This window comes from Deltaproteobacteria bacterium, assembly GCA_016874755.1.
Taxonomy (GTDB): domain Bacteria; phylum Desulfobacterota; class Binatia; order UBA9968; family UBA9968; genus DP-20.
Genome location: VGTH01000014.1, coordinates 74855 through 87810 on the forward strand (window position 1 = coordinate 74855; position 12956 = coordinate 87810).

At 57.9% G+C, this 12956-nt stretch carries 11 protein-coding genes; 6 read left to right on the forward strand and 5 right to left on the reverse strand.

Features of this window, described 5'->3' with window-relative positions:
* Window positions 1–94: 94 nt before the first annotated feature.
* The 3 genes from FJ145_10780 (at window position 95) to FJ145_10790 (ending at window position 3634) form a co-directional block, all read left to right on the forward strand.
* Window positions 95–1369, forward strand: a complete 1275-nt coding sequence (locus FJ145_10780) for a Rieske 2Fe-2S domain-containing protein (protein ID MBM4261902.1) — start codon at window positions 95–97, stop codon at window positions 1367–1369.
* Between the two features lie 205 nt (window positions 1370–1574).
* Window positions 1575–2366 carry an SDR family NAD(P)-dependent oxidoreductase gene (locus tag FJ145_10785; protein MBM4261903.1) on the forward strand — a complete coding sequence of 264 codons (792 nt, stop codon included), beginning with the start codon at window positions 1575–1577 and terminating at the stop codon, window positions 2364–2366.
* 284 nt (window positions 2367–2650) lie between these two features.
* Complete coding sequence (locus FJ145_10790; protein ID MBM4261904.1) at window positions 2651–3634, forward strand: hypothetical protein; 984 nt, start codon at window positions 2651–2653, stop codon at window positions 3632–3634.
* 59 nt (window positions 3635–3693) lie between these two features.
* Here the strand turns inward: FJ145_10790 and FJ145_10795 are convergent, their stop codons facing one another.
* Entirely contained in the window at window positions 3694–5505 is a 1812-nt protein-coding gene (locus FJ145_10795) for a thiamine pyrophosphate-binding protein (protein MBM4261905.1), read from the reverse strand.
* A gap of 53 nt (window positions 5506–5558) precedes the next feature.
* On the opposite strand from FJ145_10795, the gene FJ145_10800 reads away from it, so the two are divergent.
* From FJ145_10800 to FJ145_10810, 3 genes are all read left to right on the forward strand, one after another.
* Window positions 5559–6404, forward strand: a complete 846-nt coding sequence (locus FJ145_10800; GenBank protein ID MBM4261906.1) for an alpha/beta fold hydrolase — start codon at window positions 5559–5561, stop codon at window positions 6402–6404.
* 171 nt (window positions 6405–6575) lie between these two features.
* Window positions 6576–7457, forward strand: a complete 882-nt coding sequence (locus FJ145_10805) for a hypothetical protein (GenBank protein ID MBM4261907.1) — start codon at window positions 6576–6578, stop codon at window positions 7455–7457.
* Between the two features lie 53 nt (window positions 7458–7510).
* Window positions 7511–8176: a class I SAM-dependent methyltransferase gene (locus tag FJ145_10810; protein ID MBM4261908.1), complete on the forward strand. Its 666-nt coding sequence runs from the start codon at window positions 7511–7513 to the stop codon at window positions 8174–8176.
* On the opposite strand, the gene FJ145_10815 is transcribed toward FJ145_10810, so the two are convergent.
* The 4 genes from FJ145_10815 to FJ145_10830 all read right to left on the reverse strand — a co-directional run bounded on the left by FJ145_10815 (window position 8173) and on the right by FJ145_10830 (window position 12956).
* The gene (locus tag FJ145_10815; protein ID MBM4261909.1) at window positions 8173–8808 is read right to left on the reverse strand and encodes a cysteine hydrolase; all 636 of its coding nucleotides are present in this window, start codon (window positions 8806–8808) and stop codon (window positions 8173–8175) included. The genes FJ145_10810 and FJ145_10815 overlap by 4 nt on opposite strands.
* Before the next feature lie 7 nt (window positions 8809–8815).
* Window positions 8816–9814 (reverse strand): ABC transporter substrate-binding protein, encoded by a 999-nt coding sequence (locus tag FJ145_10820; GenBank protein ID MBM4261910.1) that lies wholly within the window; start codon window positions 9812–9814, stop codon window positions 8816–8818.
* A gap of 122 nt (window positions 9815–9936) precedes the next feature.
* A complete protein-coding gene (locus tag FJ145_10825) occupies window positions 9937–11424 on the reverse strand; it encodes an NADH-quinone oxidoreductase subunit N (GenBank protein ID MBM4261911.1) in 1488 nt (495 codons plus the stop codon).
* Window positions 11425–11435: 11 nt separating this feature from the next.
* Entirely contained in the window at window positions 11436–12956 is a 1521-nt protein-coding gene (locus FJ145_10830; protein MBM4261912.1) for an NADH-quinone oxidoreductase subunit M, read from the reverse strand.

Here is a 12956-nt window from a genome sequence, read left to right on the forward strand (position 1 = left end):
ATCATCGTTCATTAGCTGTAGGCAAGCAAAAAATTTGGTAGATTTTGGCCCACGTCCTTGATAAGCGAACCACAGAATCAGCGAGGAGCGTAACGTGTTAAAAGCCGAAGACAACGAGCGCCTCACCCGTGTTGGTCCTGGCACTCCCATGGGCGCCCTGTTGCGGAGATATTGGCAACCAGCACTGCTGTCTTGCGAGATTCCTGAGCGCGATGGGCCGCCGGTCCGGCTTCGCCTCCTCGGCGAAGATTTGATTGCCTTCCGCGATAGCCAAGATCGCATTGGCGTGATCGACGCCTATTGCTCGCACCGCCGCGCGCCAATGTTTTACGGCCGCAATGAAGACTGCGGCATCCGCTGCGTCTATCACGGCTGGAAATTTGACGTCGACGGCAATTGCGTCGATCTGCCCTCGCTGCCAGCCGATAGCCCTATCAAAGCCAAAGTTCGCATCAACTCCTATCCGGCCATCGACAAGGCCGGCGTGATCTGGGTGTACATGGGTCCGGCCGATCAGGTGCCGCCACTGCCGGATTACGAGTGGATGCGCGCGCTGCCGACGCACCGCCACGTTGCGAAGAACTACCAGGAGTGCAACTACCTGCAGGCCTTGGAAGGCGGTTTGGATACGGCCCACACTTCGTTTCTGCATAACAACGTCCTGGGCATGAAACGCTTCACCGTGCGCAACGCCGACGTGGCTCCTACCATCGACGTTTACCCGACCCAGTATGGCTACCAATACGCCTCGGTGCGCAAGGTCAACGACGAAAAGCGCTACGTTCGCGTCTATCACTACATCATGCCGTTTCAGCAAATGCGCGGCGACGTCACCGACGACGCCGGCGAGCGCAGCAAGGTGCCCAAGATCGACGGCCATTTCTGGGTGCCCATCGACGATTATCAAACCATGACCTGGAGCTGGATGTACGGCTACGACAAGAGCGTGCCGATCACGCCGGAATTTGCCGAGCGCGATGAAAAAAGAGCCGGCCGCGGCCGCGACGACTTCGTGCCTGGAACCTTCAAGCTACTGAGCAACCTGTCCAACGATCATCGTATCGACCGACAACTGCAAAAAACGTCGACGTATAGCGGTATCGCCGGGGTGCAAACCCAAGACGTGGCGATTCAAGAAGGCATGGGCGCGATCCCCGACCGCAGTAAAGAATTTCTGATCCCGTCGGACAAAGCAGTTATCGCCATGCGCCGCATGATGCTCGATGCGACCTACGCCGTCGAGCGCGGTGAGCCGCCGCCGGGGCTCGATCCAGATAGCTACCGAACGGTGCGCCCACACGACAGCGTGATCCCCGCAAACGCAGAATGGCGCGAAGCGCTGGCGGAAGATTTGGTGGCGAAATGGTAAGCGGCGCATTACCTTCACCCTGTAGAGACTGTCTCGCGATTCCGTTCATGGTTCGACAAGCTCATCAGGAACGGAATTGTCGTGCCGCAAAATCAATCACCTATCCGTTCGCCCTGAGCCTGTCGAAGGGCTCCGAGGCGATTGCGATACAGTCTCTCTAGCGGAGAGGGCGCAAACTTTTTTCGCAGCTCCAGGAGGTGCTAAAATGCAATGGCTTGAAAACGAAGTCGCCGTCGTCACCGGTGCCGGATCCGGCATTGGCAAAGCCGTGGTCAAGCGATTCATCGAAGAAGGCGCACAGGTTGTCGCCTTCGATCTCTCGGCGGAGCGCCTGAAGACCCTTAAAGAAGAGTGCGCCGAAGTAGCGATCGTCCAGGGCGACGTTAGAAGCGTCGACGACAATCGCAAAGCCGTAGCGACCGCAGTCGCGCAGTTTGGCAAGCTCTCGGTGTTCGTCGGCAACGCCGGCATTCATGACGGCCGCCGCAAACTCGACGGCCTCTCGGACACAGAGCTAGCGAACGGTTTTGACGAAGTTTTCGGAGTCAATATCCGGGGCTACCTGCTGGGCGCCAAGGCCGCCCTGCCGGAGCTGAAAAAAACCAAGGGCCGCATGGTCTTTACGTTGTCTACGTCATCGTTCTACGTCGGCGGCGGCGTGCTTTACGTCGCGTCGAAGCATGCGGCGCTTGGCCTGATGCGCCAGCTCGCCAACGAACTGGCGCCGGATATCAGAGTCAACGGCGTTGCTCCCTCGGGCACGGCGACCAATCTCCGCACTGCGCCGTCACTGATGGGAAATAATCAAGCCCCAGCCAGCCCTGTCGGCGCGGGCCGCAGCGCCGGAGTTGCCAACAACATCCTCAACTTCAACATCGCCCCCGAAGATCACGCGTCTGCCTATGTGCTGCTGGCGTCGTCCCAGTCAAAAACCATGACCGGCACCGTGCTGCACACCGACGCCGGGCGCGGGGTGATGACTTTTAGCGGCCGGTAATCTCTGTGCCCGTGGTTTGCGGGCCTGTTTAAGACGACCAAAACCTTGGAAAAAGCCGCGACGACTATGTATTGCGAGCTAGTACGAAAGGGGCTGGCCTGACGAGTTTAGACGAGTGTAGGCGTATTGGGGACTGATCAGCGCCACTTCGGTCCTTCATATCACCTGCACATTTGGACGTTGTCAGGGCTGAAGACGTGAATTTCGTTTTGGCTTTGTAGCGTTGGAGCTAGAATCAACGAATCTATGCCGAAGCTAGTGTAGTGTCTCCTGTGAGGGGGAGCATGTTGTTTTCCTGGCGGCTGATCCTAATACTTGCATTTCCGCCAGCGGCTCTAGGGGCCGCCAGCGCCGAACGTGAGAAATTAGATGTTGCGCGAACCGTTATCAAGAAAGCGGATGAGCTAATCAGACCAGGCGTTTACGAAGGCTCCCTTCGCGTCGGCGGGTTGGATCGTTGGTTCATTGTTCACACTCCGCCCGGCTACTCGCATAAGGGCACGCAAAGGTTGATTATCGCGCTGCACGCCGCTCACGGCAGCATGGCCACCATGGACGATGGCCGCAACGACCTGAGGACTCTCGCTCGTGAGCGCAATTTTGTCTTGGTATTCCCCAACGGCCAAAACTCACGGGAGCATCGCACCGGCAGATCGTTTTGGAACGCAGATTTCTGCTGCAATGAGGCGATGACTAGCGGCATCGACGATGTCGAGTTTATCACTCGTATGACCGATTTTCTGATCAAGGCGATGAGTATCGATTCTCGCCGCATCCACGTTCTAGGTTTATCCAACGGCGGCATGCTGGCGCAAAAGATAGCAGCCGAAGCTCCTGGGCGCTACGCCTCATTTGTATCGATGGCCGCGGTGCCCGGCTATTACAAGAATGGAAAAAAGTGGGTTTATACGATGACCAAGCCGGCGCCCGTCATGCTGATGCACGGTACCGCAGACCGCGTTGTCGATTTCCACGGCGGCGTGTTGGACAACATCCCGGCGCGCAAGACGCTATCATTTCACGAATCGCTGCGAACATGGGCCGTTCTCAATGGCTGTAGCAGCGATCCGCCGACGGAGAAACGTGAATCAGTTTCAGGTCACAAAGGTCTAGCACGCGAGCTGCGCGAGATTAGCTATCGAAACTGCGGCGCGGCGACCGTCGGAGTTGCGGTCGAAGGCGTCGGCCATGTTTGGTTTGATGTTGAAAGCTCGGGGTTCAGAGGCACGCAGCGCGCGGTTGAATTTTTTCATGCTCATCCGAGGTAGAATTTTGCTTGAGCGCGTGGCGGGCGGCTGCTAAGGAACAGCCGCCCGCTGCGTCTCATTTATGATTCAACCATCACGTCGATGATCGCCGGTTTGCCGCTCTGGTTGGCTTCCATGCCGCGCTTGAGCGCCTCCTGAAGTTTTTCCGGATCCGCCACCTGCTCACCGTAGCCGCCGACGGATTCGGCAATCTTGACGAAATCCGGCGCGTTGATGTGGGTGCCGTGATAAACGCCGATCTCCGCGGCGATGCCATCGGGATACATTTTGTGATGCATGCCCTGCATGGCGGCGTATTTCTTGTTGTTGAAGATCACTGTCATCGTCGGTAGGTTGTAGTCGCGTGCCGCGCCGAGGCAGCCCAGCGCCGGGTTATAGAGAAATGCGCCGTCACCGATTAACGTCACGACCTGGCGCTCCGGTTTTCCCAGCTTAAGGCCGAGCGAAAGACCCAACCCCTGTCCGAGACCGCCCTGGCGCGTAAACAACGTCTGCGGATGGTTTTGCACCAGGTGCTGGCGCAGCGTTGCCGTGTGGGTGGTCACTTCGTCGATGTAAATCGTGTCCTTGGGCATCACCGCGTTGAGCGCCGCGCACACCCACACCGGATCGATCGGCGTCTTCTTGCGCGCCGCCGCCTGGGCGGCATCTCGTTTTTCGACCATCGCGTTGTGCGCCGCGGTTAACTGCTGGCGCCGCGCTTCCACGGCCGCTTTGTCGACAGTGGCGGCGGCGGCGAGATCGCGCAGCGTCTGCGCCATGTTGCCTTCCAAGTACATGTCGGCTTGCAGGCTTTGGTAAGCCATCGCCGCATTGTGCGGCGCCTCGTCGACAATCGCGGTGAATGCCTTGGGCGGCCGGTTGCTCGGCGGATACCACGGCACGCGCACCCGAACGACGATCGCGAGATCCATGTCGTTCCAGAACGGTTTTATGTCAGTGCCCTGATAGCACACATGATCCTTTGGAAAGTTGGCGAAGAGCGCGCCGGGTTTTTCAATCACCGGCAGGGCGAACTTCTCGCACAGCGCCACCAGCGCCTGGTAGGTTTCGACTTCTCGGCCGGCGCCCTCGGTGAGCACCACCGGGTGCTTCGCTTTCGAGAGCTGGGCCGCGAGCTTTTCGATATCCTCGGGCGCGGTGAGCACACGCGGTGCCGGCGGAACCACGCGGGGATTTTTCGGCGGTGTCCAGGCGCCCATTAAAGTCTCTGTCGATACTGATAAATAGGTCGGCCCGGCCGGTTGCCGCTGCGCCAACTCGCCGGCGCGGATGATCGCTTCGTGGAGCGTGTGCGGGCTGCCCGCCACCGAGCCGTACTTGACGATCGCGTCCACCAAGTGCGTCGTGCCGCCGACGATGCTCAAGTTGCCGATCCACTGCGCGCCGGGATCAAACTCCGGCTGCTCACCGTAGGTCATCGACTCGCCGGAGATGACGACCATGGGCACGCCGGCAACAAAAGCGCCGTGGATGCCCATGGCGCCTTGCAAGAGACCCGCGCCGGCATGCAACAACACCACTTGCATTTTGCCGGTGGCCATCGTGTAGCCGGCGGCGATGTCGACGGCCAAGGTTTCGTGCCAGACGTCCAACAGCTTGGGGCCGCTCTTTTTCCTGTGGATCTGGTCCGCCATCGCTTCCCAGACCGGCGCCCATTCGGTGCCCGGCGATGACAAAATATATTCGACTCCGAGCCTGCGACAGGCGTCGACTATGGCTTCGCCGCCATCGTATTGGTTTTTCATGGTCTTTCTCCAAGCGACTATTGTGGCGCGCACCTTATCACGCTCAAACGCCCAAGACCAACAGGTGTCCATGGTGATGGCGTCGCAGTTACCGTGGCACTCAGAGTAGGGTCTGATTGACACCTCATAGGTTCGGCGATATAGCTCGCGTCAGCGAAATCACTGTGAGATAAGTCATGGCTCAGCTTGAAGATAAATTCGTCGCCGTCGACGGCCTAAAACTGCGCTACTTAGAAGAAGGTTCGGGACCATCCGTGTTGTTTCTCCACGGCGCCTCGCTCGGCAGTTCGGCGGACGTATTCCGGCGCAATCTCGGGCCGATGGCCAAGGCCGGATTTCGCGCGGTGGCCTTTGACTATCCTGGCTTTGGTCTTTCCGACGTGCCGGCCAAGCAAAGCACGGCGCAGCAAAGAAACTCCATCCCGAAATTTATCGATGCCGCCGGTCTGGGTAAGACCGCGTTGATGGCTCATTCACGCTCGGGCGGGTTTGCGATCCAGCTTGCGCTCGATGACCCCAACCGCTATTCCCACGTCGTCATTCTCGGCACCGGATCGCTGCTGCCACCCCAGACCCAAGAGCAAGTCGGCAAGTACGAAGCGGTGCAAGCCCGCGTCGACCGCGAGATGGCGCAAAAGGAACCGACGGTCGAAGACGCGCGCAAACTTTTGCAGGCGGACACGTTCAATCATAGCCTGATCTCGGACGAGGATGTCGCGCTGCGCCACCGCAGCATGATCGGCCGCAACTTCAAAGCCCACCAGGACCGCCAAGAGCACGACGCTCCGGCGGGCGGCGGCGCTGCGGCCAAGCCCTTGTGGCAAAGACTCACCGAGCTCAAGATGCCGCTATTGATGATCTTTGGCCGTGAAGACCGCGCCCACGCCGGCGAACGCGCCGAATTGCTCAAGACAATGCAGCCACAGATCAATCTCCATATTGTCAACGGCTGCAAGCACATGGTGCATTGGGACGCTTTCGACGACGTGATGCGTTTGGGCGTGCCGTTCTTGAAAAGTTAGCGTTATATTTGCCCACCCAAAGCAGTCTGCGCGGCTACAAATGCCGATCCAGAAAAAAATCAGCGGGCCGGCGCATCAAGCGCTTCGGGTTGTCGTCAAAGCTAGTGTAGCATTGCAACGAGTAATCTGAGCATTGACCCGAAGTTTTTCGTCTACCGACGCAGAGTTCAAATGGCACGACCGCACGCCAGCAACAACGGTTCGAAACAGCTGTTTTTCAGCCATGCTTACGAGCACTATTTCCCCGATGGCGAGTTCGGGGGCTACGATGCGTTCTTGAATGCAGGCGGTGAGAGTGTCAAATCGGAGCGCAGAACCCATGTGGTGGTCCAAAGACGCCCGAGTGGATCGCCGCGCGACGGCGAGCGCGCCTTTGTCATCAAAAGTTACTACTACCCGTTTTTTCCGAGCATCAGGACCGGCTTTCAAAAATCCAAAGCCGAACGTGAGTACCTGGGTTTAGCATACCTAAAGCAAGCCGGCCTTTCGGCGGCCGAGCCCGTGGCGTTTGGCTCAGCGCGAAGTTGGCTCGGATTGGTGCAATCCTGTTTTGTCATCACGATTTTCGTCGAAGGCTCGATCAATCTCGCCCAGTGGCGCAAGGAATGCACCTCTCAACCGGGGCACAATTGGGCTCAGAGCGCTTTTGTCGTCGAGCAGATCGGATCCATGTTTCGGCGCTTGCATGAGGAGCGATTTTTCTTGTTTGCGACCAAGCCCAAGAACATTTTGATTCGTCACGCGTCCACAGAAAAGCCGGAACTGTTCTTTATCGACGTCCCATACTCGAGGAGCGTGCGTTGGAACCCGGTGGCCCGTTGGGCCCAAGCTCGCGATCTCGGGATGTTTCTTGGCAATTTCTACCCCGCTTTAACCGAACGCGAAACCGCCGCGTTCTATCAGGGCTACCTGCCAGACCCATTGGGTGGTTCTGAGTCGCTGCTGCACACCCAGGTAGACCGAGTCACCCGCTCAACCCAGCATCGCACGCCGTTGAAGGCGGTTTTCTACCCGCTTAAGCGCGCTTGGAAAAGTAAGGCCTGCTGGTTCTGACCTTTCATGTGCCCGGTTTCGCTGTTAAGCTGACTCACGTGCAGGATTGATTCATGGACCAGGATATTCTATCGCGCTACAACAGCGCGGAAGGCGCAGCCGACTACACAAAGAAGTTCGAGCGCCATTGGACCGAGCGGGTCAACAACTGGAACGAGCAGCGCCTACTCAAACGCTTGCTCGAGCCGGTGGCCTTGGAAAATTCCGCTGCGCCGGCGCTGGATTTGCCGTGCGGCTATGGCCGGTTGTTCTCGGTGCTGGGCGATCTAAAGATGCCTGTGATAGAGGGCGATTGGAGTTTTCATTTGCTCAGTGCCGCCCGCTTTTTTCATGGCCGCGAAAGCCGCACGGTTTTGCCGGCTGGCTATGTGCGCGCCACGGCTCTCAACCTGCCGTTCAAAGATCGCGCCTTTGGGCTGGTGTTATCCGTGCGTCTATGCCACCACATCCGCGAGCATCAGGAACGTCTGCAATACCTGCGCGAGATCATGCGCGTCAGTAGCAAGTGGCTGATCTTCACCTACTTCGACGCCGATTCCGTTAAGAACCGCACCCATGAGTTTCGCCGCCGCTTCAATGGCAAGCGATCGAAATGGACGCTGGGTCCCCGAGAGGTGTTAGAGCTTAGTCGAGCGGGCGGCTTTGAGTTGGTGCGCTCCGAGTGGATGTCGCGCTTTTTCTCCGGTCACCGCTATGTCTTGATGCGGCGGATCGATTAACGGCTAGGCCCAATCATCGTCAGAATCTCACCTGTGGTGCGCACTCGCGCCATGCGCGGGAAAATCAAATCCATCAATGCATCGTGGGCGCGTGGGTCGTGGCTCGTGGCGCAGCCGTCACGGGCGATGATCAAGTTGTAATCGTAATCGCGCGCGGCGAATACCGTGGCGCAGACCCCGACGTCGGTAGACCCTCCTGAGATAATCAGCGTGTCAATGCCGCGGGTGCGTAGCGCCAGATCGAGATAGGTCTGGTGAAACGCGCTATAGCGGCATTTGGGAATATAGTAGTCATCCGGGCGCGGTTCCAATTCTGCGATCACCTGCGAGCCCCCGTCGCCAGACAGCGCATGCGGCTTGCGCCACGCGACTTTGCCATCCGCCCAAGGTTTCAGACTCGTGTCGGTGTCGGTGATTAAATTTGATGCCGTCGCACCACTCGGGTGATGACTCGCCATGGCAAAGAACATCGGCATCCCGCTGGCCCGGCCGGCTTTCATCAAACGCACGGCATTGGCGACCATCGGCGCCTTCTTCGCCCTCGCCTTCTCGTCGCCGCTGTGAATGAAGGAATTGAGCAGATCGAAAAACAGAATGGCGCTTTTGCTGATATCAAAGTCGTTGACGTCCATTGGGAGATTACTTGCACTGATAGCCGTCTTTGCAGTGAATGCCTAACTCGCGCTGCACTTCGCGCAACAACGCGACGTCGGCCACCTGTGAGATGGGAATCTTGTTGGTATCCATGCCCAGGCGGCTGCCCGATAGCTCCATGTTCAAGCGCATGCCTTTGTCGGTGAAGCCGCCCGGGTCTTCGCCACTGATTGCCGGCAGCAGCAACTTGGTCGCCCCGATGGCGATGTCGGCATTCATTTTCAATTCCTTGGCGGCCACCTGCGCCGCTTCTTCGGGATTCTTGCGAATTTGCAACATGGCGCGGATGTGCGCGCGCAGCCAGCGCTTAATCAAATCGGGATTGTCGCGGATCACCTCGTCGTGCACCGACATGCCGGAAAACGGCACCGGATAAACGTCGGCGGAGTTCATCAAGATGCGGTAACCTTTGCCGGTGAGAAAGGCCGCCACGTCGGGATTCACTGCCGAGCCCGCCACGGTGCCGGGCTCCATGCCGAGAACGCGTGCTTGCGAATCGCCGCTCCGCAGTAAGTTCACGTCGCGCCCAGGCTCCAAGCCAAGTCTTTTCAATATCAAACGCGAGGCAATATCGTTGCTCGAACCGGGTGTGGAGATCGAAATCGTTTTGCCCTTGAGGTTTTGCGCCGCGGTGATTTCCGGACGCACCACCAGTTGAAACGTCGAAGTCTTGTAGGAGAAAAACATCGCCTTCACCGGCGAACCGCGCAGAGAAGCCGGTAGCGCCGATCCGGCAGTCGCGAAATGAACTTCTTTGGCAAGCAGCGCCGGCAGGGCGACCCGGACGCTGACGACCAGCAGTTTCAGGTCGATATTCTCTTGAGCGAACATCCCCTTGGCGCGGCCGAAGAGCGTCGGCAGGTAACCGAAATCGGGCGTGGAGATCGCTTGATGGATTACCATCGGCTTTTTGACTTCTTGGGCGATGGCCCGTGGGTTCAAGCAAATCGCGAGTAAGAAACTCAGGAGTAGTTTGAGCGGCATGATCGCCGATCATTAACCGCCGGCGACCGGCGTGTCAATCACGCAACTCGGCACATGTAAAAACGCCGCGCAATCTCTCCGACTGCGCGGCGCACTTACTAGCAAGCGAAATTTAAAACCGTCTACTTTAAGAAAAACCGCAGGGAGGTGGTGGCATACTGAACGAGTGGCGCAAAGTAGAGGCCGAAAACCACCGTCAAGACACTCAGCGGTATCATCAGCGCAAAGCTGTTGCGTGCTACCGCAACGGGCTTGTCCTCGGGATTGGGCGTGTCGAGAAACATCACCTTGACGATCTTCGCATAGTAATAGAGCGAGATCACGCTGTTGAGAGCGGCGACCACCGCAAGCACGATAAACTGCTGGCCGCCTTGCTTGAGCACCGCCGAGAACAGGAAGAACTTGCCAATGAAGCCCGCGAACGGAGGCAAGCCAGTCAGCGAGAAAAGAAATATGGCAAAGCAAACCGCCGGCACAATGGCGCCGCGCCAGGCTAGGCCTCGGTAGGTGTCGAGATCTTCGGTGCCGGTTTCGTTGGCAATGGTCGCGACGACCAGGAAGGCGCCGAGATTCATGATCAAATAGACCATCGCGTAGAAGAGAATCGCGCTCAACCCTTCGTTGTTGAGGATCGCCAAGCCCATCATCATGTAGCCCGCATGGGCGATGCCGGAGTAGGCCAGCATGCGCTTTAGATTCCTCTGGTTGAGCGCGCATAGATTGCCGACGGTCATGGTCACCATGCTCAAGATCAACAGCACCTGCGGCCACTCAACACCTGCGACGAAACTCCAAGCGCCGCCGTCGCCTAGCTTCGAAATGCCGGGAAAGAAAAAGCGGATCATGATCGCGATACCGGCGGCGTTCGAGGCCACCGACAAAAAGCCGGTGAAAGGCGTCGGTGCTCCTTGGTACACGTCGGGCGACCACATATGAAATGGCACGAAAACAATCTTGTAGCCGAAGCCCGCCAGGATAAAAATCAAAGCCAGGAACAAAGCCGTCTTGCTCGGTTCGCCTTGCCCCAGGGCGGCGTGGATAGCAGCGTAGTCGAGGCTGCCGGTCATGCCGTAAACCCAGCTCATACCGTAAATCATCGTGCCCGAAGCGACGCCGCCATAAATTAGATACTTCAAGGCGGCTTCGCTCGAGCGCCGATTGCGCGGCAAAAATCCCGTCAACACGTAGGACGTCAAGCTCACCAGTTCCAACGATAAGTAGGCCATCAGCAAATTATGCGACGAGGCCATGAAAAACATCCCGAGGGTGCAAGTCAAAAGCAGCGCATAATACTCCGCGTGGTACACCTGCTTGATCTCGTTGCTGCCGAGCGACATCCAAATGGCCAGTAGCGCGGCAACCAGACCGAAGACCTTGAAGAATAGACTAAAGTTATCGAGGACGATCATCCGGTGAAACAGCCAACCGGATTGAGCGCTGTAGAGGTCCAACGTGCAGATCAACGACGCCACACAGCCGCTTACGGCCAAGAGCGCGGCCCCCTTGCGGTTGCGCGCGATCAAGTCGGCGATAATGATCAGCAGTATCGTCGCCGAGAGCAGAATCTCGGGACAAGAGAATGTCAGGCTCGCTACGTTCTTTAAGTCCATAATTAGCCGGGCTAGCTGCGCAGGTGCGGCACGATCAGTGAGTTCAGGTTATCCAGCGATGCTTTAAGGAGATCGAGGACCACCGTCGGATAAATGCCAACGACGATAACGATGATGCCCAGCGGCACCAGCGTGAAAATTTCGCGGCCGTTGATTTCCGGCATCTTCAAATATTTTTCGTTGGGCGGTCCCAGGTAGACGCGCTGAATGGTCCACAGCAGATAGCCCGCCGTGAGAACAACGCCGCTGGCGCCCAAAATCGTCAGTCCCGGATACTTCTGCCAGGTGCCCAGCAAGACGAGCACCTCCGAGATAAACCCGGAGAGACCCGGCAAGCCCATGGACGCGAAGAATGCCAACGCCGTCGCGCCGGTGTACACTGGCATGATCGCTGCCACGCCGCCGAAGCCTTCGATGTCCCGATGATGCGCGCGGTCGTAGATCACACCGACCAACAGGAACAGCATGCCGGTGATGGTGCCGTGGTTGAACATCTGCAGCACCGCGCCGTTGATGCCCTGGCTGGTCATGCTCGCCATGCCGAGCATGACGTAGCCCATGTGACTGACGCTGGAGTAAGCCACCAGTTTCTTCAAATCCTTTTGCGCCATGGCGCAGAAGGCGCCGTAGATAATGTTCCAAGCGCCCAGCGCGCCCAGGAACCAATAGGCCATGTCGGCGGTGGCCACCGGCAACATCGGGAAGTTGGTGCGCAAGATGCCGTAGGTTCCCATCTTGAGCAGCACGCCGGCCAGAATAACCGAGATCGCCGTCGGCGCCTCGACGTGCGCGTCGGGCAGCCAAGTGTGAAACGGAAACGCCGGGATCTTGATGGCAAAGCCGATGAAGAGCGCCATCCAGATCACATGCTGGAAGCCCCAGCCCCATTGATCGAACGGCCAAACTCCCAGCGGCTTGGTGCCGTACTGACTTGCGTTGGCCATCATCACGCGCATGTCGAAAGTGTGCGGTTCGACGGTGAAATAAAGCGCGAGAATCGCCAGCAGCATCAAAACGCTGCCAAACAACGTGTAGAGGAAAAACTTGATCGCCGCATACTCGCGCCGCGGTCCACCCCAGATGCCGATGAGAAAATACATCGGCAACAGCATGACTTCCCAAAAAATGTAGAACAAAAAGAAATCCAGCGCGCAAAACACGCCCATCATGCCGGCGTCGAGCATGAGAAACAGCGCGAAGTAGCCCTTGACGGCCTTTTCGATGCCAAAGGAAGCAAAGATGCAGATAAAGCTTAACAACGCGGTCAATAAAACCATCGAGATGCTCACGCCGTCGACGCCCATAATGTAACTGATGTTGTAAGTAGGGATCCAATAGTAGTCTTCGACGAACTGGAAACCCGGCTTGCTGCGATCGAAATTATTGAACAGCCACACTGCCATTAAGAGCGGCGGCACAGTGACGGCGGCGGCGGTCCAGCGAATCAGATTGTGCGCCGCGCTGGGCAGCATGAGAATCAAGATCGCTCCCGCCAGCGGGATGAAAGTCATGTAGGTGAGGATGTTGTCCAT